Annotated in this window: 22 protein-coding genes, 4 tRNA genes and 1 pseudogene; 19 read left to right on the forward strand and 8 right to left on the reverse strand. The window is 59.7% G+C overall.

Features of this window, described 5'->3' with window-relative positions; all coding sequences use genetic code 11:
- Nucleotides 1-170 precede the first annotated feature (170 nt).
- Nucleotides 171-869 (forward strand): orotidine-5'-phosphate decarboxylase, encoded by a 699-nt coding sequence (pyrF, locus tag ACIONG_RS19835; RefSeq protein WP_177431481.1) that lies wholly within the window; start codon nucleotides 171-173, stop codon nucleotides 867-869.
- 125 nt (nucleotides 870-994) lie between these two features.
- Here pyrF and ACIONG_RS19840 read toward each other — a convergent pair whose 3' ends face one another.
- Complete coding sequence (locus tag ACIONG_RS19840; protein ID WP_213026300.1) at nucleotides 995-1,999, reverse strand: NADP-dependent oxidoreductase; 1,005 nt, start codon at nucleotides 1,997-1,999, stop codon at nucleotides 995-997.
- Between the two features lie 239 nt (nucleotides 2,000-2,238).
- Between ACIONG_RS19840 and ACIONG_RS19845 the strand changes: the two genes are divergently transcribed.
- The 4 genes and pseudogenes from ACIONG_RS19845 to ACIONG_RS19860 all read left to right on the forward strand — a co-directional run bounded on the left by ACIONG_RS19845 (nucleotide 2,239) and on the right by ACIONG_RS19860 (nucleotide 6,664).
- Nucleotides 2,239-3,000, forward strand: a complete 762-nt coding sequence (locus ACIONG_RS19845) for an SDR family oxidoreductase (protein WP_007917441.1) — start codon at nucleotides 2,239-2,241, stop codon at nucleotides 2,998-3,000.
- Between the two features lie 187 nt (nucleotides 3,001-3,187).
- Nucleotides 3,188-4,588, forward strand: coding sequence for a PLP-dependent aminotransferase family protein (locus ACIONG_RS19850; RefSeq protein WP_401302194.1), 1,401 nt, complete (start codon nucleotides 3,188-3,190; stop codon nucleotides 4,586-4,588).
- Between the two features lie 990 nt (nucleotides 4,589-5,578).
- A pseudogene (locus tag ACIONG_RS19855) lies at nucleotides 5,579-5,803 on the forward strand (HAMP domain-containing protein); the annotation flags it as partial.
- Nucleotides 5,801-6,664 (forward strand): methyl-accepting chemotaxis protein, encoded by an 864-nt coding sequence (locus ACIONG_RS19860; protein ID WP_371919340.1) that lies wholly within the window; start codon nucleotides 5,801-5,803, stop codon nucleotides 6,662-6,664. The pseudogene ACIONG_RS19855 and the gene ACIONG_RS19860, both read left to right, overlap by 3 nt.
- 671 nt (nucleotides 6,665-7,335) lie before the next feature.
- On the opposite strand, the gene ACIONG_RS19865 is transcribed toward ACIONG_RS19860, so the two are convergent.
- Nucleotides 7,336-8,094, reverse strand: a complete 759-nt coding sequence (locus ACIONG_RS19865; protein ID WP_177431482.1) for a hypothetical protein — start codon at nucleotides 8,092-8,094, stop codon at nucleotides 7,336-7,338.
- 382 nt (nucleotides 8,095-8,476) lie between these two features.
- Between ACIONG_RS19865 and ACIONG_RS19870 the strand changes: the two genes are divergently transcribed.
- From ACIONG_RS19870 to ACIONG_RS19890, 5 genes are all read left to right on the forward strand, one after another.
- Nucleotides 8,477-8,552, forward strand: a tRNA-Glu gene (locus ACIONG_RS19870).
- A 3-nt stretch (nucleotides 8,553-8,555) separates the two neighbouring features.
- Nucleotides 8,556-8,631, forward strand: a tRNA-Gly gene (locus ACIONG_RS19875).
- 54 nt (nucleotides 8,632-8,685) lie between these two features.
- Nucleotides 8,686-8,761: transfer RNA gene (locus tag ACIONG_RS19880), tRNA-Glu, on the forward strand.
- A 2-nt stretch (nucleotides 8,762-8,763) separates the two neighbouring features.
- A tRNA-Gly gene (locus ACIONG_RS19885) sits at nucleotides 8,764-8,839 on the forward strand.
- Nucleotides 8,840-9,043: 204 nt separating this feature from the next.
- Nucleotides 9,044-10,405 (forward strand): MATE family efflux transporter, encoded by a 1,362-nt coding sequence (locus ACIONG_RS19890; protein WP_401302197.1) that lies wholly within the window; start codon nucleotides 9,044-9,046, stop codon nucleotides 10,403-10,405.
- Nucleotides 10,406-10,459: 54 nt separating this feature from the next.
- Here the strand turns inward: ACIONG_RS19890 and ACIONG_RS19895 are convergent, their stop codons facing one another.
- The 3 genes from ACIONG_RS19895 to ACIONG_RS19905 form a co-directional block, all read right to left on the reverse strand.
- Complete coding sequence (locus tag ACIONG_RS19895; RefSeq protein WP_213026298.1) at nucleotides 10,460-11,098, reverse strand: LysE family translocator; 639 nt, start codon at nucleotides 11,096-11,098, stop codon at nucleotides 10,460-10,462.
- A gap of 1 nt (nucleotide 11,099) precedes the next feature.
- Nucleotides 11,100-11,870: a 2OG-Fe(II) oxygenase gene (locus tag ACIONG_RS19900; RefSeq protein WP_201237217.1), complete on the reverse strand. Its 771-nt coding sequence runs from the start codon at nucleotides 11,868-11,870 to the stop codon at nucleotides 11,100-11,102.
- 88 nt (nucleotides 11,871-11,958) lie between these two features.
- Nucleotides 11,959-12,585 carry a hypothetical protein gene (locus ACIONG_RS19905; RefSeq protein WP_103307274.1) on the reverse strand — a complete coding sequence of 209 codons (627 nt, stop codon included), beginning with the start codon at nucleotides 12,583-12,585 and terminating at the stop codon, nucleotides 11,959-11,961.
- Between the two features lie 90 nt (nucleotides 12,586-12,675).
- On the opposite strand from ACIONG_RS19905, the gene ACIONG_RS19910 reads away from it, so the two are divergent.
- Nucleotides 12,676-13,674: a LysR family transcriptional regulator gene (locus tag ACIONG_RS19910; protein WP_401302201.1), complete on the forward strand. Its 999-nt coding sequence runs from the start codon at nucleotides 12,676-12,678 to the stop codon at nucleotides 13,672-13,674.
- Nucleotides 13,675-13,737: 63 nt separating this feature from the next.
- On the opposite strand, the gene ACIONG_RS19915 is transcribed toward ACIONG_RS19910, so the two are convergent.
- A complete protein-coding gene (locus tag ACIONG_RS19915; RefSeq protein ID WP_103307272.1) occupies nucleotides 13,738-14,145 on the reverse strand; it encodes a PA2817 family protein in 408 nt (135 codons plus the stop codon).
- A gap of 88 nt (nucleotides 14,146-14,233) precedes the next feature.
- Nucleotides 14,234-16,681 (reverse strand): acyl-CoA dehydrogenase, encoded by a 2,448-nt coding sequence (locus tag ACIONG_RS19920; RefSeq protein ID WP_401302205.1) that lies wholly within the window; start codon nucleotides 16,679-16,681, stop codon nucleotides 14,234-14,236.
- Nucleotides 16,682-16,930: 249 nt separating this feature from the next.
- Here ACIONG_RS19920 and ACIONG_RS19925 point away from each other — a divergent pair, with 249 nt between their 5' ends.
- From ACIONG_RS19925 to ACIONG_RS19940, 4 genes are all read left to right on the forward strand, one after another.
- Nucleotides 16,931-17,590 carry a transglutaminase family protein gene (locus ACIONG_RS19925; protein WP_401302208.1) on the forward strand — a complete coding sequence of 220 codons (660 nt, stop codon included), beginning with the start codon at nucleotides 16,931-16,933 and terminating at the stop codon, nucleotides 17,588-17,590.
- A gap of 44 nt (nucleotides 17,591-17,634) precedes the next feature.
- Entirely contained in the window at nucleotides 17,635-18,258 is a 624-nt protein-coding gene (locus ACIONG_RS19930) for a glutathione S-transferase family protein (RefSeq protein ID WP_103307269.1), read from the forward strand.
- A 133-nt stretch (nucleotides 18,259-18,391) separates the two neighbouring features.
- Nucleotides 18,392-19,324: an ABC transporter ATP-binding protein gene (locus tag ACIONG_RS19935; protein WP_401302212.1), complete on the forward strand. Its 933-nt coding sequence runs from the start codon at nucleotides 18,392-18,394 to the stop codon at nucleotides 19,322-19,324.
- Complete coding sequence (locus ACIONG_RS19940; RefSeq protein WP_103307267.1) at nucleotides 19,321-20,100, forward strand: ABC transporter permease; 780 nt, start codon at nucleotides 19,321-19,323, stop codon at nucleotides 20,098-20,100. Before ACIONG_RS19935 ends, ACIONG_RS19940 begins: the two co-directional genes overlap by 4 nt.
- A 169-nt stretch (nucleotides 20,101-20,269) precedes the next feature.
- On the opposite strand, the gene ACIONG_RS19945 is transcribed toward ACIONG_RS19940, so the two are convergent.
- Entirely contained in the window at nucleotides 20,270-20,788 is a 519-nt protein-coding gene (locus ACIONG_RS19945; RefSeq protein WP_103307266.1) for a DUF2062 domain-containing protein, read from the reverse strand.
- Nucleotides 20,789-20,924: 136 nt separating this feature from the next.
- Here ACIONG_RS19945 and ACIONG_RS19950 point away from each other — a divergent pair, with 136 nt between their 5' ends.
- The 4 genes from ACIONG_RS19950 (at nucleotide 20,925) to lpxK (ending at nucleotide 25,330) form a co-directional block, all read left to right on the forward strand.
- Complete coding sequence (locus ACIONG_RS19950) at nucleotides 20,925-23,159, forward strand: DNA internalization-related competence protein ComEC/Rec2 (RefSeq protein WP_401302217.1); 2,235 nt, start codon at nucleotides 20,925-20,927, stop codon at nucleotides 23,157-23,159.
- 100 nt (nucleotides 23,160-23,259) lie between these two features.
- Nucleotides 23,260-23,895, forward strand: a complete 636-nt coding sequence (locus ACIONG_RS19955) for a MotA/TolQ/ExbB proton channel family protein (protein WP_007908216.1) — start codon at nucleotides 23,260-23,262, stop codon at nucleotides 23,893-23,895.
- Nucleotides 23,892-24,320 (forward strand): biopolymer transporter ExbD, encoded by a 429-nt coding sequence (locus ACIONG_RS19960; RefSeq protein ID WP_103307264.1) that lies wholly within the window; start codon nucleotides 23,892-23,894, stop codon nucleotides 24,318-24,320. Before ACIONG_RS19955 ends, ACIONG_RS19960 begins: the two co-directional genes overlap by 4 nt.
- Nucleotides 24,320-25,330 carry a tetraacyldisaccharide 4'-kinase gene (gene lpxK, locus ACIONG_RS19965; protein ID WP_401302220.1) on the forward strand — a complete coding sequence of 337 codons (1,011 nt, stop codon included), beginning with the start codon at nucleotides 24,320-24,322 and terminating at the stop codon, nucleotides 25,328-25,330. Before ACIONG_RS19960 ends, lpxK begins: the two co-directional genes overlap by 1 nt.
- Nucleotides 25,331-25,346: the final 16 nt, after the last annotated feature.

Genomic DNA, 25,346 nt, shown 5'->3' on the forward strand with positions numbered 1-25,346 from the left:
TAGCGTGGGCGCTTGTTGGCGGCGTGTCGGTTGTGTATCGAGTTCGACACAATAGCAGCGAGCGCTATGCTGATCACGGCCGGGGCGACGATTTACCGATCATCGGGTGCCGCGCCGCCGCCGGTTCCGCTACAATGCGCGCCGATTTCGACTTGCCTGAGAGCCCATCCATGTCCGCCTGCCAGACTCCTATCATCGTCGCCCTGGATTTTCCCACCCGTGACGCCGCACTGAAGCTGGCCGACCAGTTGGACCCGAAACTGTGCCGGGTCAAAGTGGGCAAGGAACTGTTCACCAGTTGCGCCGCCGAAATTGTCGGTACCCTGCGTGACAAGGGTTTTGAAGTGTTTCTCGACCTGAAATTCCACGACATTCCCAACACCACCGCGATGGCTGTGAAAGCTGCCGCTGAAATGGGCGTGTGGATGGTCAACGTACACTGCTCCGGCGGCATGCGCATGATGGCGGCCTGCCGTGAAGAGCTGGACAAGCGCACCGGCCCGCAACCGCTGCTGATCGGCGTGACCGTGCTGACCAGCATGGAGCGTGAGGATCTGGCCGGTATCGGCCTGGATATCGAGCCGCAAGAGCAGGTGCTGCGTCTGGCGGCACTGGCCGAGAAAGCCGGGATGGACGGTCTGGTGTGCTCCGCGCTGGAAGCCCAGGCCCTGAAAACCGCCCACCCGTCGTTGCAATTGGTGACCCCGGGGATTCGTCCGGCGGGCAGCGCGCAGGACGATCAACGCCGCATCCTGACCCCGCGTCAGGCGCTGGATGCAGGTTCCGACTATCTGGTGATCGGCCGTCCGATCAGCCAGGCCGCTGACCCGGCCAAGGCATTGGCTTCGGTAGTCGCCGAAATCGCCTAAGCAAACACCGCAACACCCTGTAGGAGTGAGCCTGCTCGCGATAGCGGTCTGTCGGTCAACATTACCGTTGTTTGACAGATCGCTATCGCGAGCAGGCTCACTCCTACATTTGTTTTGTGGTGGCCTTAAACTTTGAGCACCAACTTGCCAAAGTTCTCGCCGCTGAACAATTTCATCAGCGTCTCCGGGAAGGTCTCCAGTCCTTCGACGATGTCTTCCTTGCTCTTGAGTTGCCCCTTGGCCATCCACCCGGCCATCTCCTGCGCGGCACTTGCGTACTGCGCCGCATAGTCCATCACCACAAAACCTTCCATTCGCGCGCGATTGACCAGTAGCGACAGATAGTTGGCCGGGCCTTTGACCGCTTCCTTGTTGTTGTACTGGCTGATGGCACCGCAGATCACCACCCGCGCTTTCGGCGCCAGGCGACTCAGCACGGCGTCGAGAATCTCACCGCCCACGTTATCGAAATACACGTCCACGCCTTTCGGGCATTCACGCTTGAGCCCGGCCAACAGGTCTTCGTTTTTGTAATCGATGGCGCCGTCGAAGCCCAGTTCATCAATCAGGTATTTGCACTTGTCAGCGCCGCCGGCGATGCCGACCACGCGGCAGCCTTTGATCTTGGCGATCTGCCCGGCAATGCTGCCCACCGCACCGGCTGCACCGGAGAGCACCACGGTGTCACCCGCCTTCGGTGCGCCGACATCGAGCAAAGCGAAGTAGGCGGTCATGCCGGTCATGCCCAGCGCGGACAAATAGACCGGCAGCGGCGCCAGTTTCGGATCGACTTTGTAGAAACCTCTGGGCTCACCGAGGAAATAATCCTGCACGCCAATGGCACCGTTGACGTAGTCCCCGACCGCAAACCCCGGATTGTTCGACGCGACGACTTTGCCTACGCCCAGGGCGCGCATGACTTCGCCGATGCCGACCGGCGGGATGTAGGATTTTCCCTCGTTCATCCAGCCGCGCATGGCCGGATCGAGGGACAGATATTCGTTCTTGACCAGAATCTGTCCCGCCGCCGGCTCGCCCACCGGGACTTCCTGATAAGTGAAGGTCTCGCGGGTCGCAGCGCCCACCGGGCGCTTGGCGAGCAGGAACTGGCGATTGGTCTGGTTGGTCATGGCAGGCACTCGAATTGAATGAAGCCTTGTTGATAGACCTTCAGTGACGATGTCGCAAGGTTGGCTGATGCGGCGAATGCACGTCGATCCAGTGCAGTGATAGTCACCGGCATGGGTTTATCACTGCGGCGCATGGGCGCCTAGACAGCCCTCTGATAGTGCTGACGCCCTACGGACCCCTGTGGCTATGCTGTGTTGCATAAAAGCTCCCCTGCATCTATCCGTTCGAGGACATAACAATGAGCATGACGTTTTCCGGTCAGGTTGCCGTAGTCACCGGCGCCGCCAACGGCATTGGCCGGGCGACCGCCCAGGCATTTGCCGCCGAAGGCTTGAAAGTCGTGGTGGCGGATCTGGACGCTGCCGGGGGCGAAGGTACGGTGGCGCTGATTCGTACAGCCGGTGGCGAAGCGACCTTCGTGCGTTGCAACGTCACCGTCGAAAGCGAGGTGAAAAATCTGATGGACGAGGTAATCAATACCTACGGCCGTCTCGACTATGCCTTCAACAATGCCGGGATCGAAATCGAGAAAGGCAAATTGGCCGAAGGCTCGATGGACGAGTTCGACGCGATCATGGGCGTCAATGTCAAAGGCGTCTGGCTGTGCATGAAATACCAGCTGCCACTGTTGCTGGCGCAGGGCGGCGGGGCGATCGTCAACACCGCCTCGGTGGCCGGGCTCGGTGCGGCGCCGAAAATGAGTATTTACGCGGCATCGAAGCACGCGGTGATCGGCCTGACCAAATCGGCGGCCATTGAATACGCGAAGAAGAAAATCCGTGTCAACGCAGTGTGTCCGGCGGTGATCGACACGGACATGTTCCGCAGGGCCTACGAGGCCGATCCGAAGAAGGGCGAGTTCGCCAACGCCATGCACCCGGTCGGGCGTATCGGCAAGGTCGAGGAGATCGCCAGCGCCGTGCTGTACCTGTGCAGCGACGGTGCGGCATTCACCACCGGTCATTCGCTGGCGGTGGACGGCGGCGTTACCGCGTTCTGAACCCTGTCGCTGGAAGAAGCCCGCATTCGTGCGGGCTTTTTTATGGGCCGCGTTCAGTTCCCTTAAACGCCTAAACAATGTGTATCAAATGATTAGATCGGTCGCTTTTGGCGGCGTTGTCGCACAGCCTGTGCGGCGCGGCTGTGATTAACTGCCGCCAGCAAAACGGACAGGAGTTTGCTTGCTCATGGAATTGAGAATTGATCGACAGGCAATGGTGCCGGTCGTGCAGCAGATTGTTGACGGACTGACTGAATGGATCTTGCAAAGCGGGGTACCGCCGGCCACTCGCTTGCCCTCCGTTCGGCAAATTGCCAAGGGTAATCTGCTCAGTCAGTCATGTGTCGTCGAGGCCTGCGAGCGGTTGGTATCGCAGGGCGTTCTGACCACGCGCCAAGGCGCAGGTTTTATCGTCGCAGCATCGCCATCGAAGCAGAGCGAAGAGGAAGAATCGTTGCCGTTCGAGGGACGCCATGCCTGGTGCGATGTGGTGTGCGGCGCTGCCGGCGGCTTGAAACTGGGTGCTGGCGGCTTACCGGAGAGCTGGCGCGAGCCCGACGATCTCAGTTACGCGTTGCGTGAAGTGGCGCGCACCGACATGGCCAGTCTGTTCAACTACAGCACGCCCTTGGGCCTGCCGGCCTTGCGCGAGCAGATTGTCAAACGCCTGAAACTGTTCGGCATCGAAGCGCGCAGCACGCAGTTGCTCAGCACCGGCGGCGCCAGTCATGCGCTGGATCTGATCGTTCGCACCTTGTTCAAGGCCGGCGACTGCGTAGTCGTCGAAACGCCCGGTTATGCGCCGCTGTTCGACCTGTTGCGCCTGCATGGCATCCGCATGCTTGAAGTGCGTCGCACGCCGAGCGGGCCGGATGTCGAGGCACTTGAAGCATTGCTGCGGCAATGTCGGCCCGTGGCGTTGTTCATTAACAGCCACCATCACAATCCCACTGGCAGTTGCCTGACACCGGCGGTGGCCCAGCGCATCGTGCAATTGAGCAAGACCTACGATTTGCGCCTGATTGAAGACGACGTCTACGCGGACTTGCACACGGGCAATGGCACGCGTCTGGCCGCGCTGGATGATGAGGGGCGGGTGATTTACGTGGGCAGCTTTTCCAAGACGTTGAGCAGCTCGTTGCGAGTCGGGTTCGTGTACGCCGACAGCGAGTTGGTTGCGCGACTGGCTCAGGTCAAGATGGTCAGTGGTCTGGGTGGCTCAAGGTTTGCCGAGGCCGTGCTGGCCAGCCTGATGGCGACGGGTGCCTACCGCAAACTGGTGCAGCGCCAGCGCCAGCGCCTGAATGCCGATCGCGCTGCGGCGTTGCAGGCACTGGAGGATGCCGATTGGGAGATATTCGGCAAACCCTGCGGTGGCTTGTTTATCTGGGCGCGTTCGCGGATGGCCGATCAGGCCGGGGTGCGCAGACAGGCTCAACGCTGCGGCGTACAGCTATCGGCCCCGGATGCGTTCAGTCCCAGTGGCGAGGCCGGCGAGTGGTGCCGTATCAACGTGGCTTACGCCTGTGATCCGCGGGCTCGACTGTTTTTTCGAAATACCGGTGTGGATCGACCTCAAGTGTTCTGAAAACGACGCGGGCGTAGCTTTTTGCCATTATTCCGACGCCAGAGACTTGTGCTGGTTCATGGCCATTGCGACTCTTCGTCAACTGACTATGGCAGGGGATTACGCGCAATGATTTCGGCCGTGCAAGGACGTTTTGCCAACCTCGGTATGGCGAAAAAACTGGGTATCGGGTTTGTACTGGTGCTGCTGTTGACCGCGCTGGTCGCCGCCATTGGCGTCTGGTCCCTGCAGACCATCAGTCAGCGCTTCGACGGGCTCAAGCAGATGTCATCGCTCAATAGCGGTCTGCTCAAGGTGCGCCTGCTCGAACAGGAATACGCCTTGCGCGGTAACCCGAAAACCGCGGATGCCTTGCGCGAAGGGCTTGATGGGCTCATCGCCAAGGCCAACGAACTCAAAGCGCAGTCGTCGGCCAATGTGCCGGTCATGACCGATGTCGAACAGTCGCTGGGTGCCTATCGCAAGGCGTTCGATGAGTTCGTCTCCTTGACCCAGGCCAAGGATCTGGCACTGGAAATGGCCAGTTGGTCGGTATCCAGCGTAGCCAACAACCTCGACGTGTTGCAGGCCGGGCTGGCCGATGACGGTGCGTATACCTTGAAGGACACTGAGGGCAAGGACGGCGCGCAGTTCATCGAACAGGCCAGTCAGGTCAGTCAGGTGTCGAGGCTGATGCTGCAAGCGATGAATGAAGCGCGGATCCGTCTCGATCAAAGCCGCAAGGGCGATGCCGACAGTGCCGGCAAAGGCAATATCGAACAGGCCGCGCAGGCCCAGGCCCAGGCCGAGGCGCTGAAATCCACGGTCAAGGACGAGGGTTATCTAACGGTGCTCAATGAAGTCTCCGGGCACATCGCCGGGTTCAACGACAAACTGGCCGAGTACACCGGACTGCTGGCTCAGGAAAAGACTGTTTACGAACAGCTGCATCAGCGCGCTGCACAAGTGATGGACCGGGTGGATCAGGCTTACGTCGCCGAAGACGGGGCCATGCAGGCAGAGCTGAAAAAGAACTCGGTGCTGATTCTCGGTTCTTCGGCGCTGGCGCTGCTGGTCGGGCTGCTGGCCGCGTGGGTGATCACGCGTTTGATCGTCGCGCCGTTGCGCAGCGTGATCGAAGTCGCGCAACGGATTGCTGCGGGTGATTTGAGTGCCACAGTTGACGTCAGCCGACGTGACGAAATTGGCCAGTTGATGTTGGCGATGCAGCAGATGGGGGCGGGGTTGAGCACGATTGTCAGCGGGTTGCAGGCCGGCATTGAACAACTGGCCAGTTCCGCGCAATCGTTATCGGCGGTGACCGAGCAGACCAATCTTGAGGTCAGCAGTCAGAAGGAAGAAACCGAGCAGGTGGCCACGGCCATGAACCAGATGACCGCTACCGTCCACGATGTTGCGCGCAATGCTGAAGAAGCGGCGTTGGCGGCGCAGACGGCGGACGGCAAGGTCGAGAGTGGTCAGCAGGTGGTGCGTCAGAGCATGGCGCGGATTGAGCAATTGGCGGATTCGGCGACATCGGCCAGTTCCAGCATCGAAAGCCTCAGTGCCGAAATCCAGAATATCGGTACGGTGCTGGAGGTGATCAAAAGCGTCGCTGAGCAGACCAATTTGCTGGCGTTGAATGCGGCGATCGAGGCTGCGCGGGCCGGGGAGCAGGGCAGGGGGTTTGCGGTGGTGGCCGATGAGGTGCGTGCGTTGGCGCGGCGTACGCAGCAATCGACCGAGGAGATCGAACGGTTGGTCAGTGCCTTGCGTGCGGCGGCGCATTCGTCGGTGCAGCAGATTCAGAGCAGTGGTGAGTTGGTGAAACTGGCGGTGAGTGATGCGCTGCAGACGGAAAGCGCGTTGGGGAGTATTGCGGCGGCGGTGTCGTTGATTCAGCAGATGAATCAGCAGATTGCGGCGGCGGCCGAGGAGCAGAGTTCGGTGGCTGAGGAGATCAATCGCAGTGTGACGAGTATTCGCGCGAGTGCTGATCAGTCTTCGTTGGCGATGCGCGGGAATGCGGCTTCGAGTATTGAGCTGGCGCAGTTGGGGAGTGAGTTGCGCGGGATGGTTGGGCATTTTCGGCTTTGACTTGGCGGCCTTTGGGCCGACCATGTTCTTGGGGTTTGGGGGGGATATCCGTTTTTTGGGTGATGGCGGCTTAGGGTTCCGCCCTTACGGCGGGTCACCTTTTCCAAACGCCGAAAAGGTAACCCAAAAGGCTTTGCCCTGACGTTCGGCCCTCGCTGTGGCTCGGGTTCCTTCGCTCCGGGATTGATCCGGGCGCATCGCCTCCGGTTTGCTTCGCTGCACCTCCTCTCGATGTGTTCGACTTCGTCGAACGGCGCTACGCGCCTGCCTCCCGGATCAATCCCTCCACTCAGCCTGCCGACGGGCGTTGAGATCAAGAGCGGTACTCAAGCTAACGCTCATTGTGTTGGGTGGTGAAGGTCAAAAGCGGTACTCGAGCTAACGCTCATTGTGTTGAGTGGTGAAGGTCAAAAGCGGTACTCGAGCTAACGCTCATTGTGTTGGGTGGGGCGGCATGCGCCGCGTTTGGGGTGTACTCATTTCTTTGTGGGAGCTGGCTTGCCAGCAATGGCGGCCTGATAGCCGACCAAGCTCTGGCGGGTGAGCTGGCTTCAAATTGTGGGAGGGGGCTTGCTTCCGAAGACGGCGGTTTGGTCAGCGAGGGTCTGGCGGTCGGAACTTTCAGTGCACAAAAAAGCCACCTTTCGGTGGCTTCTCTTCAGCATCTGTAATCAGTCGTAGATCACTTTCTTTTTCCAGTCTGCATCCGCCTCAACATCTTTGAGGCCGGCTGTCAGTTGGTTCTCTTCACCTTCTACCGGTGCAATTTTGTCCATCACTTGGGCGTTGGCGCGGGCGAGGAGTTTTTCCAGGTATTGCAGTTGTTCCGAGTAGATCTGCGGGTTCTGCTGTTTGCGCAGGTACTGCACGCCGCGTTCGAAGGCGAGGCGGGCCTGGCCGGGCTGGTTTTGTTGCAGGGACTGTTGGCCGAGGTTGTTGAAGAACTCGATGTGCAGCAGGACCAGAATATGGCGGACTTCGCGCACCCAGTGTTTGGCTTCGTTCGGTGGCAGGAAGCCGTCATGGGCGGCGCGGGTGATCTGGCCGTGCAGGGCTTCGAGGAGGAAGCGTACGTCTTTGGCTTTGGCTTCGGTCAGGATCGGCGCGGGCGGGTTGTTCACGGGGATCGATTCACCCTGGGCGACCAGTGCGCTGAGTTCGCCGATGCGTGCCTTGGTGGTTGCGCTGGTTTTCTCAAGGTTCAGCAGGCGCTGGCAGACGTTGAGTTCCAGGCGGGTCAGCAGCAGCTTGAGTGCCGGGGTCATGAACTGGCCGGGAAAGGTTTCGGTCAATTCGCCACAGCGGCGCAAGCGGTCGTTGAGTTCGACTTTGGTGCGGGCCTTCTCCAGTTTGTTGTTTTCCACCACATGGTTCATGTAGCCAATGGCGATCAGAATTGCGATCCCGGCTATGACTAGCAGGGTGATCATGAGTGGTGTCACCGGTAAGACCTCTTTATAGGGTTCGCATGCGAGTGTAGTGGCTGGGCATTTAGGCGCCTAGCACCGCTCGACGAGTTGGATCGGCTGGTCAATCTGTATCGGCCGCGTGCTGCTTATATGAATGCTGGCGCTTGATATGCAGATTGCCATCACTGTGCGCGGACTATAACGTCTTGGCGACTGCCGGAATATAGGCGTCAATCGTCGGTCGACGGAAAAGCCTGCCTGGCCCCGTAAAGCAGGTCGAAGTCATTGATTTAAATAAATTTATATCTGGGGGTTGACGACCTCCCAATCCATCCATAGAATGCGCGCCACTTGCAGCGTAAAGCACACAGCGAAGCGCAGCAGGGAGTGAATGTTGTAGTGTGTCCCCTTCGTCTAGTGGCCTAGGACACCGCCCTTTCACGGCGGTAACAGGGGTTCGAGTCCCCTAGGGGACGCCATTTGCGGGAATAGCTCAGTTGGTAGAGCACGACCTTGCCAAGGTCGGGGTCGCGAGTTCGAGTCTCGTTTCCCGCTCCAAATTCAAAAACGCCGCTCAGTGAGCGGCGTTTTTATTAGTGAAAGTTGTAGTCTGTCCCCTTCGTCTAGTGGCCTAGGACACCGCCCTTTCACGGCGGTAACAGGGGTTCGAGTCCCCTAGGGGACGCCATTGCGGGAATAGCTCAGTTGGTAGAGCACGACCTTGCCAAGGTCGGGGTCGCGAGTTCGAGTCTCGTTTCCCGCTCCAAATTCACAAAAACGCCGCTCAGTGATGAGCGGCGTTTTTGTTTGTGCGTTTTTTGTATTTCTGCCCTCTGTTACAAATCTCCTACAGCGAAAACGAAAAATCCGGAAGCGTCCGACAGCCAGCGCAAGGTTGATTCTGGGATAACGATCCCGTCGTCGGCTCCCGTGGCCGATCCCGTTTATCGCCTCTCAGGATCTTCTCTTAATGTCATTGATATCTGCATCTCGTGGCGCTCTGCCCGAGGTTCGTGCAACGGCGCTTCTGGCGCTGCCGTTGGTCGTGGGGCACGTGTGTGCCGGATTGATTGCCTTCGTTGACAATCTCATTGCCGGCAATCACGGCACAGACACCTTGGCCGCCGTGACGCTTGGCACCGCGCTGCTGTGGCTACCGATGCTGGTGCCGATTGGCACGTTGATCGCGCTCACGGCCTCGGTGGCGCGCTTGTCTGGCGCTGATCGCCTGTCTGAGATTGGCCCGATTTTTCGCCAGGCTTTGTGGCTGGCGTTGTCGATGGGCCTGCTGATGTTTGTCTTCCTGAGTATCGCGCCGGTGCTGCTGGAGCCTGCCGGCATCGCCGAGGAGATGATTCCCGGGGCGCAGGCCTTTTTGCACGCGGTGCGTTGGGGGAGTCCGGCGCTGACGTTGTTTTTCTGCATGCGCTATTTATGCGAAGGGATGCACTGGATGCGCCCAACGATGATTTTCAGCTTCGGCGGGCTGTTGGTCCTGGCACCTCTGGGGTATGTGCTGACCAACGGCAAGCTCGGGTTTCCCGAGTTGGGCGCGCAAGGTCTGGGCATCGCGTCGGCGATCATGATGTGGCTTCAAGCACTGCTGTTTGCCGGGTATCTTTGGTACGGCAAACGTCTTGCGCATTTGCAGCTGTTCGCCCGTTTCGATCCGCCATGCGGTGCGGCAATCGCCGATTTGTTGAGGACGGGCATGCCGATTGGCATTGCCATCCTGATGCAGGGCAGTCTGTTTATTGTCACGTCGTTGTTGATCGGGCGGCTGGGATCGACTTTTCTTGCAGCTCATCAGATTGCGGTGAACCTGGCTCAGTTGTGTTTCATGATCCCGGTCGCCGTGGCCGAGGCGACGACAGTACGCGTCGGGCATGCATTGGGGCGCGGTGATTTCAAGGGTGTCAGGCAGGCCGCATGGGCGGGGTGTGTCATCGTCCTCGCGGCCCAAAGTGTGTCGGTGCTGATACTGCTGTTGGGCAATGAAGCGATCGCCAGTTTGTACAGTTCGGACATCGCCGTGACCGCGTTGGCCTCGACGCTGTTGTTGTACGCCGCGGCATTGCAATTTCCCGACGGTTTGCAGATGTTGTCCGCCGGCGCGTTGCGCGGTTTGCAGGACACTCGCATACCCATGTGGATCGCGATCTTTTGCTATTGGGGAGTGGGCGTACCGCTGGGTGTCGGATTGGCCTTTGGCCTGGAGTGGGGTCCGCAAGGCATCTGGTCAGGTCTGATTACCGCGTTGACGCTGGCAACAGTGTTGATGGGCTCGCGGTTTATTCATAGCAGTCGGGTCAGGTTAGCGCCCGGCAGTTGAAATGAAAAAGGCCCGCCGATGAAAGTCGGCGGGCCTTTTGCGTTGCAGGGCAAATTACCAGGACAGCATCAGTCGACCGGCAAACAGAATCAGCACCACGCCCATCGTGCGTTCGAACCAGTGGCCCATGCGCATGAACAGCAAGCGCACTTTGTTGCTGGAGAAAAACAGCGCGACGATCACGAACCACAACGCGTTCACAAAGCACATCCACAAGCCATAAAACGCCTGGATCTGCAGCGGCGTACTGGCGCTGATGATCGTGGTGAAGATCGCCAGAAAAAACAGCGTGGCTTTGGGGTTGGTGGCATTGGTCAGAAAACCGGTGCTGAAGGCTTTGAACAAGGTTTGTTCAGCGACCGGCTCATCGGTCCCTTTGTCACCTTCAAGTGTCGATTTCGGTTTGCTGCGCAACAGGCTGACACCCAGATACAGGATGTAGGCACCGCCAATCACTTTGGCGACCGTCAGCAACCACGGGGTGGTGTGCATCAATGCGCCAACGCCGAGCAACGTATAGAGAACGTGTACGGAAATCCCTGCACCGATGCCGAGCGCCGTGCAGATTCCCACCAGTCGGCCAAAGCGCACGCTCTGGCGAATGGTCACGGCGAAGTCCGGGCCGGGAGCGACCACAGCGAGGAAATGAATGGTGGCCAGCGCCAGAAACTCGCCCAGGTAATTCGATAACATCTCAGCTCCAGAAAGTCAGGGGTGAAGCATTGCCGCGATAGCCGACAAAGAAGGACAGGCTCAGGCGCGGATCCGCCACACCCGGCGTCACCGAGTGCATGCAGCGCGAATTGAACATGATGAAATCGCCGGGTTCGGGGCGCACCTCAAGGGTGGGCGGGCCGAGCAGCGCCGGGTCGATGCCGTAACTGTCGCCACGCATTTCGTCAAACTGATCCGGGGTAATGTCGTCGTCCCACATTTGCAACGCACCGCCCTCGGTCGGCATGTTCAGATAGACGTTGCAGGCGAACTGCGCTTCGAGGCTGCGCGCCTGAAAGCTCTCCGGCGCGTCCTTGGCGAAAATGTCGTGATGGGCGAGGAAGCACACGCCGGGTTTCACCACGCGAGACAGGCCGACATACATTTTGCGCCCGTAGAGGTTTTCCAGATGCGCACCGGCCGGCCAGGATTCGTCGAGCATGCAGCGCAGCGTGTCGACCGGCGAGGAGTAGGGCGCACAGCGATTGCGCAGTTCGGCGATGTTGCTGGTAGCGCGTTCGAAGTAATCCTCGATCAACAGCGGCTGGTTTTCCGCCTCATAAAACGCCATGCCGATACGGCCGATACTCGGTGCGTTGATGTAGCCCTCAAAGCCTGGAGCGAGAATCTTGTCGCCAATCTGGATCGCCAGCGGTTCGGGCAAAAAGCCTTTGACGCGGATGGCGAGGACTTCTTCGTTGGCCAGTTTTTTTATGCACGTCTCATCGAGACGCTCGACGTCTAGCATCATGTTATTTAGGTCCATCTATCGATAGTCAACGGAACCGGCGAGCGCGGTTCCCCGGCGCCGGACGCTGCGCGGGCAGCGTCCGAAATGCTCAATCCACGCTGTAGTGGACGGACAACGTGCCTTTCTTCTGCGAAAGGGACGCGATCGTGACTGTGCCCAGATCCTTCAGGCTACGTACATGGGTGCCACCGCAGCCGTAGGCAGGCAGATCACCAAAGCCGATTTCCCGCGCGCCTTCGCGCAGCGAAGTCAGGCGCGGCAGATCGTGCTCAATCCACTGGCCGATGCCGTGTTGAACGCTGTCTGCGTCAACTTCCTGAGCGGCGTCACCCGGCTTGAATTGCACCCGGCCCTCGTCCGGCCAGTGGTGTGCCTTGATCGGCGTCCAGCCCAGCGCTTGCACGAAATGCCCGATCAGGTGCCCGGCCGAGTGCATGCGCGTGTTGAAGCAGCGACGCTGTTCATCGATGCGGATCATGGTCATGCCGAGTTTCACCGGACGATCGACGTAATGAATGATCCGATCGGGTTCCTGGACGACGCGCAGTACCTGGCTTTCGCCGATCCAGCCGGTATCGCAGGGTTGGCCGCCACCTTGCGGATGAAACAGCGTGGCGCGCAGCACTACGGCAAATTCGTTCTCGTGGGGCGTGCAGTCGAGGACTTCCACATTGGCCTTGAGGTCATCACTATGGAAAAAGAGGCGAAGCGTCATATTCCATGCCCTTATTAAAGTTTCTATTTTTATTATATGAATCGTGTAATAACGTGATAATCCGTTCAAACATCAAAGGACTTGTGCGCTGTGAGCATAAATCTCCCGTTACCCCTGCTCGGCGAGATGGCGATATTCGTCAAGGTCGTGGAGACCGGCAGCTTCTCTGAAGCGGCGCGGCAGCTCGGATCTTCACCGTCGGCGGTGAGTCGCAGCATTTCGCGATTGGAAAAAGCCTTGGCCACGCGCTTGCTCCAGCGCACCACGCGTAAGCTGCGCCTGAGTGATGGCGGTGAAGAGGTGTTCAAGCGCTGTCAGGAGATGGTCAGTGCGGCCAAGTCAGTGATGGAGATCAGTGGCCAATTCACCCATGAAGCCGAAGGACTGGTGCGGGTCAGTGTGCCGAAGGCGGTGGGACGATTTGTCATTCATCCGCACATGCCTGAATTTTTGCGCCGTTATCCAAAGGTCGATGTCGAGCTGCTGCTGGAAGATCGGCAGGTCGATCTGATCGACGATCATGTCGACCTGGCGATCCGTATTACTGATCGCCCTCCGGCCGGGCTGGTCGGGCGGCAACTGCTGACCATCGATCATTTGCTCTGCGCCACCCCGCAATACCTCGCCGAACACGGCACGCCGACGCATCCACATGATTTGCTCAATTACAGCTGCATCTATCTGGGCGAAACCCCGAGCGATGCGCGCTGGAAATTCAAAAAGGGCAGCAAAGTGGTGACGGTTGGGGTGCGCGGGCGGTATGCGGCCAACCACACCGGCGTGCGTCTGGGCGCGGTGCTGCAGCACATCGGTATTGGCAGCCTGCCGTATTTCACCGCGCGCTATGCGCTGGAGCAGAAGTTGGTGGTGCAGGTGCTGCCGGACTGGACGTTTCTGGCGTCCTACCACGGCGGCCTCTGGTTGCTGCATTCGCCGACGCGTTACCTGCCGCCGAAGCTGCGGGTGTTTATCGATTATCTGGTGGAGTGCCTGGAGAAAGAACCGACCCTGAGCAAGCCGGGCAAGTCGGGTGGCGTGATCAACGCCGCGATGGCTTATGAGTTGCCGGAGAGTGAGGGGCTGCTTTAACCGCGCAGATAAAAAAAGGCCCGCATGGACAACTATGCGGGCCTTTTCATGAGCAGTTGAAAATCAGTGCTTGCTGTCCTGAGCGGACATGGCCATCAACTGTTTTTCCTGATTCCAGTCGAACGGCTCATCGTTCTGTTCGGCTTCGTAGCGGCGTTCTTCCAGTGCCTGATACATGTCGATCTCTTCATCGGACAGGTAGTGCAGGCAGTCGCCAGCGAAGAACCACAGCAGATCCCGCGGGATCAGGTGAGCAATTTGCGGGTAACGGGTAATCACTTGAGTCAGGATGTCCTGGCCCAGGTATTGGCTTTCGATCGGGTCGATCGGCAGGGACGCCAGCAGTTCATCGAAGCGCTCGAGGAACAAGGCATGGCTTTCTTCGGGAACCTGTTCGGCCTCACCTACGGCGACCAGGATACTGCGCAGATGGTCGAGCAAAACCAGATGATCGGCAACGACGTTGGACACGAGATAAGTCCTCAAGAGCAAAACGGGCGCAGGAGTATAAAGCTCCCGCGCCCATTTTTCACAAATAACAGCTACGTGGCTGTCGGGATCAGCGGACTTTACCCTCCGCCTGTTTCAGCTCTTCCTTGTCGAAGTCATCGACATCGATCACCTTGCGTCGCGCCGCTTCGGCTTCGCGCAGGTTCTGCGCTTCTCCGGGTTGCAACACCCCGGCTTCCAGCGCCGCGTCGATGGCATGCTCGCCTGCGACCGGTTTGACCTGACCGCTTTTCAGCGAGGTGTGGAGCTTTTTATGCAGCGGTTGCGCAGCGTTCAGCAGATCGCTGGCATGTTGCAGCGCACCCACCGCATCGTCTGGCGATTGCGGGCGATAGCAGCCAGCGAGCAATTCTTCCAGCGCCGGATCGCCTTTGGCCCGGCCGATAACGCCGGCCACTTCGGCACCGAGTTTGTCCGATGGTCCTTTGTGACGACGGCCGAACGGGAACACGATCACCCTTAGCAGACAGCCGAACACCTTGTTCGGGAAGTTGCTCAGCAGTTCATCCAGCGCGCGCTCCGACTGGCCGAGGCTTTCCTCCATGGCCCAGCGGAACAACGGCTCCATGTACGCCGGCGAATCCAGGTCGTGGTAGCGCTTGAGCGCGGCAGAGGCCAGATACAGGTTGCTCAACACATCGCCCAGGCGGGCTGACAGACGTTCGCGACGTTTCAGTTCGCCACCCAGCAGCATCATGCTGAAGTCGGCCAGCATCGCGAAAGCCGCAGCCTGGCGATTGAGTGCGCGGAAGTAACCCTGGCTGATCTTGTCGCCAGGCGCATGTTCAAAGTGGCCGAAACCGAGGTTCAGCACCAGTGTGCTGGCCGCGTTACTGACGGCAAAACCGATGTGTTTGAGTAGCAGGCCATCGAATTCTTTCAGCGCCTGATCCTTGTCTTCCCGACCGGCCAGGGCCATTTCCTTGAGCACGAACGGATGGCAACGAATCGCGCCCTGACCGAAGATCATCAGGTTGCGCGAGAGGATGTTCGCGCCTTCCACGGTGATGAAGATCGGCGCACCGTTCCAGCTGCGTCCCAGGTAGTTATTCGGACCCATGATGATCGCCTTGCCACCGTGGACATCCATGGCGTGGCTGATGCACTCGCGACCGCGTTCGGTGAGGTGGTACTTGAGGATTGCCGACAACACCGACGGTTTCTCGCCCAGGTCCACCGCGTTGGCGGTCAGCATGCGCGCGGCGTCCATCATCCAGGCGTTGCCGCCGATGCGCGCCATCGCTTCCTGAATCCCTTCGAAGGCCGACAACGGTACGTTGAACTGCTCACGAATCTGCGCGTACTGTCCGGTGACCAGGCTGGTGAACTTGGCGGCACCCGTGCCAACGGCCGGGAGCGAAATCGAACGCCCGACCGACAGGCAGTTCATCAGCATCATCCAGCCTTTGCCGAGCATTTCCTGACCGCCGATGAGGAAGTCCAGCGGGATGAACACATCCTTGCCGGAGTTCGGGCCGTTCATGAAGGCTGCGCCCAATGGCAAATGCCGACGGCCGATTTCCACGCCTGCGGTATCGGTTGGAATCAGCGCGAGGCTGATGCCGAGGTCTTCCTTGTCGCCCAACAGGTGATCCGGGTCATAAGCCTTGAAGGCCAAGCCGAGGAGGGTGGCTACCGGGCCCAGGGTGATGTAACGCTTTTCCCAGTTCAGGCGCAGACCAATGACTTCCTGGCCCTCCCACTGGCCTTTGCAGATGACCCCGGTGTCGGGCATCGCGCCGGCATCGGAACCGGCGAGCGGGCCGGTGAGGGCGAAGCAGGGAATATCATCGCCGCGGGCCAGACGCGGCAGGTAGTGATTGCGTTGTTCGTCGGTGCCGTAGTGCAGCAGCAGCTCGGCCGGGCCCAGAGAGTTGGGGACCATGACTGTCGAAGCGAGGTCGCCGCTGCGGGTAGCGAGTTTCATCGCTACTTGCGAGTGGGCGTAAGCGGAGAAACCCTTACCACCGAATTCTTTTGGAATGATCAGGGCGAAGAAGCCATGTTCCTTGATATGGGTCCACGCTTCGGGCGGCAAATCCATTGACTGGCCGATTTGCCAGTCAGTGACCATTGCGCAGAGTTCTTCGGTCGGGCCGTCGATAAAGGCCTGTTCCTCTTCGCTCAATTGCACCTTGGGATAAGCGAGCAGCTTGTCCCAGTCCGGCCGGCCGCTGAACAGTTCTCCGTCCCACCACACCGTGCCGGCATCGATCGCGTCGCGTTCGGTCTGCGACATCGGCGGCAGGGTTTTCTGGAACCAGTTGAACAGCGGGGCGGTGAAATGTTTGCGGCGCAGGTCAGGCAGCAGCAACGGTGCTGCGACCACCGCCAGCACAATCCAGAAAATCAGCAGCAGCCAGCCCGGTGCGTGACTGAATATACCCATCGCTAGCAGGTAAACGGCAACGATGCCCAGCGCGGGCAGCGGGGCGATACGCCGGTGGGCGAGGTACGCCACACCAATGATCAAAACCAGTATCCACAACAACAGCATATTCAGTCCTCCGTGAACCAAGGCAAATCGACCCTCCAGAGCTTAGACGGCATCTGCAAAACCGGGTGGTCAGAGCAAGGTGATTGAAATCGTGGGAAACCCCGGATGCTTTTCGTAGGTTCAGTGGGCAACACGTGTGGGAAATCGTTCGCCGATCCCGCGTCTTTGCGTCCAAGTTTGGCCGAAACGTCGTTATCTCTGTGCTTGAGCTGTCGCTAGACTCGGGACTCACCCAGGAGATCTGTCGTCATGCGCGAGTATCTGAGTCCCGGCCGCTTCATCGATAGTGACCACCCGGCGATGGTGGAGTTCGCCGAACAACATCGTGGTGCCAGCCGCGATCCGCTCGAGCAGGCGATCAATCTGTATTACGCCGTGCGCGAGGCGGTGCGATACAACATGTACACCTTCAGCCGCGACCCGCAGACCTTGCGCGGCAGCTACGCGCTGGCAGCCGGTGAGAGTTATTGCGTGCCTAAAGCCACGCTGCTGGCCGGTTGTGCGCGGCATTGCGGGATCCCGGCGCGCATCGGTCTGGCGGACGTGAAAAACCATCTGTCGACGCCGCGCCTGCTGGAGCTGCTGAGAAGCGAAGTGTTCGCCATGCACGGTTACACCGAGCTGTTTCTGAATGATCGCTGGGTAAAAGCCACACCCGCGTTCAACCAGAAACTCTGCGAAATGTTCAACGTTGCGCCGCTGGAATTCGACGGCATCCACGACAGCGTTTTCCACCCGTACAACAGCGATGGCGCGTTGCTGATGGAGTACCTGGTCGATCACGGCCAGTTCGCCGATGTACCGGAAACCTTGTTCTTCGAGCATCTGCAAAAATGCTATCCGCACCTGTTCAACGACCAGCAGACGCCGCTGTCGGGTGAAATGCGCAGTGATTTCGGCGGTCGCTGATCCGGCGTATGCTGCTTGGCCACTTGATTTGAAAAGAGGCGGTCATGCTGAAAATCTGGGGACGTAAAAACTCATCGAATGTCAGGAAACCACTGTGGGCTGCCGAGGAACTTGGCCTGGCCTACGAGGCGATCGATGCCGGTGGTGCGTTCGGTGTGGTCGACACGCCCGAGTACCGGGCTATGAACCCGAACGGGCGGGTGCCGGTCATCGAAGATGATGGTTTCGTGCTCTGGGAATCCAACGCCATCGTCCGCTATCTGCTGGCCAGGCATGCGCCGAACACGGCGTGGTATCCCGCCGATCCGCAAGCGCGGGCCATCGCTGACAAGTGGATGGACTGGACCACCTCAAGTTTTGCAGGGCCTTTTCGCACCGTGTTCTGGGGCGTTCTGCGCACCCCGGCCGACAAGCAGGACTGGCCTGCGATCAACGCCGCCATCAAAGAATGCAATGAGTTGCTGAACATGGCCGATCAGGCTCTGGCCAGTCAGCCGTACTTGTCCGGCAGCGAAATCGGCATGGGCGACATTCCCCTCGGCAGTTTCATTTATGCCTGGTTCGAGATGCCCATCGAACGCGCCCCGCAACCGCACTTACACGCCTGGTACGAGCGGCTGAAGCTGCGTGCGGCGTATCAAAAAGCGGTCATGACCGCGTTGACTTGATAATAACTATCGACACACTTGACTGTACTTGTGTGGCGAGGCCAAGCACCATTGCGTTCATGCGCCGCGGTTGCATCCCTCACCGCCCGCCCTTGTTTATCCCTTCCTTTCCTTCATGGTGCGTAAATCAGATATGAGTTCCGCTCTGTCCATCCGGCAGCTAACCAAAACCTACGGCAACGGGTTCCAGGCCTTGAGTGGTATCGATCTGGACGTCGCCGAAGGTGACTTTTTCGCCTTGCTCGGCCCCAACGGTGCCGGCAAATCCACGACCATCGGCATTCTCTCCACCCTGGTCAACAAGACCAGCGGCACGGTGAATATCTTCGGCAATGACCTGGACAAAAATCCGGCAGCGCTCAAGCGCTCGATCGGCGTGGTGCCCCAGGAATTCAACTTCAATCAGTTCGAAAAGACCTTCGACATCGTCGTGACCCAGGCCGGTTACTACGGCATTCCGGCGAAGATCGCCAAGGAACGCGCCGAGCAGTACCTGACTCAGCTGGGCCTGTGGGACAAGCGTGATGTGCCGTCACGGTCGCTGTCCGGCGGCATGAAGCGGCGGCTGATGATCGCCCGTGCACTGGTGCATGAACCGCGCCTGCTGATCCTCGACGAACCGACTGCCGGGGTGGACATCGAATTGCGCCGTTCGATGTGGACATTCCTCACCGAGCTGAACCAGAAGGGCATCACCATCATTCTCACCACGCACTATCTGGAAGAGGCTGAGCAGCTGTGCCGCAACATCGGCATCATCGACCACGGCACGATTGTCGAAAACACCAGCATGCGTCAGCTGCTTGGTCAGTTGCATGTGGAAACTTTCCTGCTCGACCTGAAAGGTGATCTGGCCGCCGCGCCGCAACTGGTCGGCTATCCGTCGCGCCTGGTGGATGCGCACACGCTGGAAGTGCAGGTCGACAAGTCGATGGGCATTACCGCGTTGTTCGGTCAGTTGGCGTTGCAGAACATCGAAGTGCTGAGCCTGCGCAACAAAACCAATCGCCTCGAGGAGCTGTTCGTGTCCCTGGTGGAGAAAAATCTGTCGAAGGTGGCGGTATGAGTTCCGAATTCCGTCCCAATCTCGTCGCGCTCCAGACCATCGTTTACCGCGAGGTCAAACGCTTCACGCGGATCTGGCCGCAGACCCTGCTGCCACCTGCGATCACCATGGTTCTGTACTTCGTGATCTTCGGCAACCTGATCGGCCGGCAGATCGGCGACATGGGTGGCTTCACTTACATGGAGTACATCGTGCCGGGGCTGATCATGATGTCGGTGATCACCAACTCCTATGGCAACGTGGTGTCGAGTTTCTTCGGCAGCAAGTTCCAGCGCTCGATTGAAGAGTTGATGGTTTCACCGGTGTCGCCGCATACGATATTGATCGGCTACGTCTGTGGTGGCGTGCTGCGTGGTTTGATGGTCGGCGTGATCGTGACGATTCTGTCGCTGTTCTTCACCCATTTGCAGGTGCATCACCTTGGCGTGACCATTCTGGTGGTGGTGCTGACAGCGACGATCTTCTCGCTGCTGGGCTTCATCAATGCTGTGTTTGCACGCAACTTCGATGACATCTCGATCATCCCGACCTTCGTGCTGACGCCGCTGACCTATCTGGGGGGCGTGTTCTATTCGATCACGTTGCTGCCACCGTTCTGGCAGACCGTGTCGCTGGCCAACCCGGTGCTGCATATGGTCAATGCCTTCCGTTACGGCATTCTGGGCGTGTCGGATATTCGCATCGGTATTGCGATCACCTTCATGTTGGTGGCGACGGTGGTGTTGTATTTCGGCTGCGCGCGCTTGCTGGTGAGCGGGCGCGGGATGCGTACCTGATACCCAAACCGCGGCGCTGCTATCGCGGGCAAGCCCGCTCCCACAGGGTTTGGTGTCGGTCACAAAAAATCGAGCAACCCGGATCATGTGGGAGCGGGCTTGCCCGAGATGACGTCTTACCAGACGCCACACAGTAAAACGGCCTCCCATTGCGGAGGCCGTTTTGCATTCAAGACATTCGTTTCTTCTTGCGCCGCGCCCACTGCCGCGCCACCCACCAGCGCCAGTACATCATCACCACGAAGTAGGCGAGGGCGCCAAGCACCAGCCCGACGACTACGGAACCCAACAAAAACGGTTGCCACAACGTCGACAGTTCGCCGCTGATCCATTCCCACGTCAGTTCATCCGGCAGATGCCGTGCGGGCACATCCATCAACCATGCTCCGGCCTGATACGTACAGAAAAATACCGCCGGCATGGTGATCGGATTGGTCAGCCACACCAGGCTGACAGCGATCGGCATATTGCCGCGAACGATGATGGCCAATGCGGCCGCCACCAGCATCTGCGCCGGAATCGGCAGGAATGCCGCAAACAATCCGACCGCCATCGCACGGGCAACCGAGTGGCGATTGAGGTGCCAGAGGTTCGGGTCATGCAGCAACTTGCCGAGAAAGCGTAAGGATTTGTGTTCCCTGATGCTCGTCGGGTCGGGCATGTAACGTTTGAATAAGCGCCGGGGCATAAGGCTTCTCGGTCGGTTAAGGCGGCAAGTATGTCTGGATTCTATGAACCGCCCATTCAGACTTTGTGACAATTGTTGACGACGCTCGTGCCCGACACCCGCTATGCCTAAGGCAGGGACTCTCAAGGACGGGCTTATGCGCACAGGGATGATGGCGCTGGCAGTCGGTCTTCTGGCTCCGGTTTTTATGTCGGCGTTACCGCCGGTCTGGTTGATGGTGTTGCTGCCGGTTGTGGGTTTGATGTTGCTGCCGTTTCGCAGCTACCCGCTGGCGTTTTTGCTGTTCGGCTTTACTTGGGCCTGTATCAGCGCGCAATGGGCCTTGAATGACCGGTTGTCCGTTGAGCTGGATGGAGAAACCCGCTGGGTCGAAGGGCGGGTGATCGGTCTGCCGCAGCACAGCGATGGCGTGGTGCGATTCGAATTGGCAGATGCACGCTCGCGTCACGAAAAACTGCCGACATTGATGCGCCTGGCCTGGTACGCCGGGCCGCCGGTCAACAGCGGCGAGCGCTGGCGTCTGGCCGTCAAACTCAAACGCCCGGTGGGTTTGCTCAATCCTGGCGCGTTCGACTACGAAGCCTGGCTGCTCGCGCAACGCATCGGCGCAACCGGCACGATCAAGGATGGTGAGCGCCTGACAGCCGCGCGCGGGGCCTGGCGCGATGGCATTCGCCAGCGCTTGTTGACGGCGGACGCGCAAGGCCGGGCCGGGGCGCTGGCCGCGTTAGTGCTGGGTGATGGCTCAGGACTCAGTCGCGAGGACTGGCAGATTCTGCAAGACACCGGCACCGTGCATTTGCTGGTCATTTCCGGTCAGCACATCGGGATGCTCGCGGCGGTGATGTACTTGCTGGTCGCAGGTCTTGCCCGTTATGGGCTGTGGCCGCTGCGCTGGCCGTGGCTGCCGTGGGCTTGTGGTCTGGCATTCGCGGCGGCGCTCGGTTACGGGCTGCTCGCCGGGTTCGATGTGCCGGTGCGACGCGCCTGCGTGATGGTCGGCCTGGTGCTGCTGTGGCGCCTGCGCTTTCGCCATCTCGGTGCGTGGTGGCCGCTGTTATTGGCGTTCGACGGCGTGCTGTTGCTTGATCCGCTGGCCAGTCTACGCCCCGGTTTCTGGTTGTCCTTCGCCGCGGTGGCGGTGCTGATTTTCACCTTTGGCGGGCGCCTCGGGGCATGGCGCTGGTGGCAGACATGGACGCGAGCGCAGTGGCTGATTGCGATCGGTCTCTGTCCTGTGTTGTTGGCGCTTCACTTGCCAATCAGCCTGAGCGGGCCGTTGGCGAATTTGTTGGCGGTGCCCTGGATCAGTCTGCTGGTGCTGCCGCCGGCATTGCTCGGGACTTTGCTGTTACCGGTGCCGTATGTCGGCGAATGGCTGCTGTGGCTGGCGGGTGGTTTGATCGATTGGTTGTTTCAGGGCTTAGCCGTGATCGCCGGGCAATGGCCCGCGTGGCTTGCACCGTCAATTCCCGTGTGGGCGTTGCTGATTGGCAGCCTCGGCGCCGTGCTGTTGCTATTGCCGCGCGGTGTGCCGATGCGTCCGTTGGGCTGGCCCCTGCTGCTGGTGCTGGTAGCGCCGCCACGCGAGAAACCGGGCGAAGGATTGGCCGACATCTGGCAACTCGATGTCGGCCAGGGCCTGGCGATTGTGGTCCGTACCCGGCATCACGTTTTGCTCTACGACGCCGGGCCGCGTTTCGGTGATTTCGATCTCGGTGAGCGCGTGGTGCTGCCAGCCTTGCGCAAGCTGAATGTCGAGAAACTTGACCTTATGCTGCTCAGTCACGCGGATGCCGATCACGCCGGCGGCGCATTGGCCGTGGCGCGTGGTTTGAAAGTGAATAGAGTCATCAGCGGCGATCCACTGGGACTGTCTGCCGAACTGAACGCCGAAACGTGTGAAAGTGGCCAGCAATGGCAGTGGGACGGTGTCAGTTTTCAACTCTGGCAATGGACAGATGCCCATGACAGCAACCAGCGTTCCTGCGTGTTGCAGATCGAAGCCAATGGCGAGCGCCTGTTGCTGACGGGCGATATCGACACTCACGCCGAACGTGTTTTGCTGCAAAGTCCTCTGGCTGTTGAAACGCAATGGCTGCAAGCACCGCATCATGGCAGCCGCAGTTCCTCATCCATGGCCCTGCTCAAGACATTGAAACCTCAGGCCGTGCTGATTTCTCGCGGTCACGGCAACTCGTTCGGCCATCCGCACCCGACGGTTCTGGCGCGGTATCGCAAACAAGGCCTGCGCATTTACGACAGTGCCGAGCAGGGTGCCATTCATCTGCAATTGGGTACCTTCAAAGCGCCATGGGCGATGCGCCAGCAGCCGCGTTTCTGGCGCGATCCGCCCGCACTGGCCCGTTGATCGGGCGCGCGCGACTGCGACATCACGGTCGTCGGGGCGGCGGGTCCTGATCGCGAACCGGTATGGTAAAGTGGCGCACTTTTTCGAGGGGACTGTCACTGTGTGGGAATTGGTCAAATCCGGCGGCTGGATGATGTTGCCGATCATTCTGAGTTCCATCGCTGCCATGGCGATTGTCGCCGAGCGTCTGTGGACCCTGCGCGCCAGTCGCGTCACCCCCGAGCATCTGCTGGGCCAGGTCTGGGTCTGGATCAAGGACAAACAGCTCAATAAAGAGAAGCTCAAGGAATTGCGCGCCAATTCGCCGCTGGGGGAAATCCTCGCTGCCGGTCTGGCCAACTCCAAGCATGGTCGCGAGATCATGAAAGAGTGCATCGAAGAGGCCGCCGCTCGGGTCATTCACGAGCTCGAGCGCTACGTCAATGCTCTGGGCACCATCGCCGCGATGTCACCGTTGCTCGGTCTGCTGGGTACGGTGCTGGGCATGATCGATATTTTCAGCGCCTTCACCGGTTCCGGCATGACCACCAATGCTTCGGTCCTGGCCGGTGGTATCTCCAAGGCGTTGATCACTACAGCCGCAGGCCTGATGGTCGGTATTCCGGCGGTGTTCTTCCACCGTTTCCTGCAACGCCGCATCGACGAGCTGGTGGTGGGCATGGAGCAGGAAGCGATCAAACTGGTTGAAGTGGTGCAGGGCGACCGTGACGTCGATCTGGCTGAGGGCCGCGCGTGAAATTCCGTCGCAAGCCTCGGGAAACGATCGACATCAACCTCGCGTCGCTGATCGATGTGGTGTTCATCCTGCTGCTGTTTTTCGTCGTGACCACTACGTTTACCCGCGAAACCCAGTTGCGCGTTGATCTGCCGGAAGCCGTCAGCGGCTCGCCGGCCGAAGATCAGCAGCTCAAGCAGATCGACGTGGCCATCAGCGCTGAAGGGGTGTTTTCGGTGAACAACAAGGTTCTGCCGAAAAACGATCTGGCGACCCTGATGGACGCCATGCAGAAAGAATCCAACGGTGATACCAACATGCCATTGTCGATCAGTGCCGACGGCAAGACTCAGCATCAATCGGTGATCACCGCCATGGACGCGGCCGGCAAGCTCGGTTTCAGCCATTTGCGCATGACCACGGTCGAGGCGGCGCCCAAGTCCTGATGAGCCTGTCCGATCGTTTGCTCGCCGCGTGGTATCAGGGGCACCCGGCCCTGGCGCTGCTGCGGCCGCTGGAAATGCTCTATCGCCGCGTCGTGGTGGGCAAACGCCAGCGCTTTCTTGATGGCCAGGGCGAGATCTATCAGCCGCCAGTGCCGCTCATTGTGGTCGGCAACATCACTGTTGGCGGTACTGGCAAGACGCCGATGATCCTCTGGCTGATCGAGCATTGCCGCCGCAGCGGTTTGCGTGTCGGCGTGGTCAGTCGTGGCTACGGTGCCAAACCGCCGCAGTTGCCTTGGCGAGTGGAGGCCGAGCAGAGCGCTGATATTGCCGGCGACGAACCCCTGTTGATCGTCCAGCGCACCGGGGTGCCGCTGATGATCGACCCCGATCGCAGCGCAGCGGTCAAAGCCTTGCTCGCCAGCGAACCGCTGGATCTGATTCTGTCCGACGACGGCATGCAGCATTACCGCCTCGCACGGGATCTGGAACTGGTGCTGATCGATGCCGCCCGTGGCCTCGGTAATAAACGTTGCCTGCCGGCTGGGCCGTTGCGCGAGCCGATCGAACGCCTGCAAAGTGTCGACGGCGTGCTGTTCAATGGCGCGACGGCTGATCGTGAAGACGGTTTCGCCTTTCGTCTGCAACCCACGGCGCTGGTCAATCTGCGCAGCGGCGAGCGCCAGTCGCTCAAGCATTTTGCGCCGGGGCAGAGCGTGCACGCGGTGGCCGGGATCGGCAATCCGCAACGTTTCTTCAATACCCTCGAAGCGCTAGACTGGCGAGCAATCCCGCATGCGTTTGCCGACCACGCCGAATACAGCGTGCAGGCCTTGAATTTCACACCGTCATTGCCAGTGGTGATGACCGAAAAGGACGCGGTGAAGTGCCGTGCCTTCGCTGCTGCCGACTGGTGGTATCTGGCGGTCGATGCCGCGCCTTCGCCGGCCTTCGTGGCCTGGTTCGACACACAGCTGATGCGCCTGTTGCCGGATCGTCTTTTGCCTTAACTCTTCTATCCAGGGA

The organism is Pseudomonas sp. NPDC087817, from assembly GCF_044742875.1.
Lineage (GTDB): Bacteria > Pseudomonadota > Gammaproteobacteria > Pseudomonadales > Pseudomonadaceae > Aquipseudomonas.

What these genes read in the sequence shown, in the direction of transcription:
- ACIONG_RS19890 (WP_401302197.1), top strand. Translation starts at nt 9,044, where the DNA reads ATGTCATTGATATCTGCATCTCGTGGCGCTCTGCCCGAGGTTCGTGCA.
- ACIONG_RS19850 (WP_401302194.1), top strand. Translation starts at nt 3,188, where the DNA reads ATGGAATTGAGAATTGATCGACAGGCAATGGTGCCGGTCGTGCAGCAG.
- pyrF (WP_177431481.1), top strand. Translation starts at nt 171, where the DNA reads ATGTCCGCCTGCCAGACTCCTATCATCGTCGCCCTGGATTTTCCCACC.
- ACIONG_RS19920 (WP_401302205.1), bottom strand. Translation starts at nt 16,681, where the DNA reads ATGCTGTTGTTGTGGATACTGGTTTTGATCATTGGTGTGGCGTACCTC.
- ACIONG_RS19845 (WP_007917441.1), top strand. Translation starts at nt 2,239, where the DNA reads ATGAGCATGACGTTTTCCGGTCAGGTTGCCGTAGTCACCGGCGCCGCC.
- ACIONG_RS19905 (WP_103307274.1), bottom strand. Translation starts at nt 12,585, where the DNA reads ATGACGCTTCGCCTCTTTTTCCATAGTGATGACCTCAAGGCCAATGTG.
- ACIONG_RS19940 (WP_103307267.1), top strand. Translation starts at nt 19,321, where the DNA reads ATGAGTTCCGAATTCCGTCCCAATCTCGTCGCGCTCCAGACCATCGTT.
- ACIONG_RS19895 (WP_213026298.1), bottom strand. Translation starts at nt 11,098, where the DNA reads ATGTTATCGAATTACCTGGGCGAGTTTCTGGCGCTGGCCACCATTCAT.
- ACIONG_RS19840 (WP_213026300.1), bottom strand. Translation starts at nt 1,999, where the DNA reads ATGACCAACCAGACCAATCGCCAGTTCCTGCTCGCCAAGCGCCCGGTG.
- ACIONG_RS19925 (WP_401302208.1), top strand. Translation starts at nt 16,931, where the DNA reads ATGCGCGAGTATCTGAGTCCCGGCCGCTTCATCGATAGTGACCACCCG.
- ACIONG_RS19945 (WP_103307266.1), bottom strand. Translation starts at nt 20,788, where the DNA reads ATGCCCCGGCGCTTATTCAAACGTTACATGCCCGACCCGACGAGCATC.
- ACIONG_RS19950 (WP_401302217.1), top strand. Translation starts at nt 20,925, where the DNA reads ATGCGCACAGGGATGATGGCGCTGGCAGTCGGTCTTCTGGCTCCGGTT.
- lpxK (WP_401302220.1), top strand. Translation starts at nt 24,320, where the DNA reads ATGAGCCTGTCCGATCGTTTGCTCGCCGCGTGGTATCAGGGGCACCCG.
- ACIONG_RS19860 (WP_371919340.1), top strand. Translation starts at nt 5,801, where the DNA reads ATGGGGGCGGGGTTGAGCACGATTGTCAGCGGGTTGCAGGCCGGCATT.
- ACIONG_RS19900 (WP_201237217.1), bottom strand. Translation starts at nt 11,870, where the DNA reads ATGATGCTAGACGTCGAGCGTCTCGATGAGACGTGCATAAAAAAACTG.
- ACIONG_RS19930 (WP_103307269.1), top strand. Translation starts at nt 17,635, where the DNA reads ATGCTGAAAATCTGGGGACGTAAAAACTCATCGAATGTCAGGAAACCA.
- ACIONG_RS19935 (WP_401302212.1), top strand. Translation starts at nt 18,392, where the DNA reads ATGAGTTCCGCTCTGTCCATCCGGCAGCTAACCAAAACCTACGGCAAC.
- ACIONG_RS19865 (WP_177431482.1), bottom strand. Translation starts at nt 8,094, where the DNA reads ATGATCACCCTGCTAGTCATAGCCGGGATCGCAATTCTGATCGCCATT.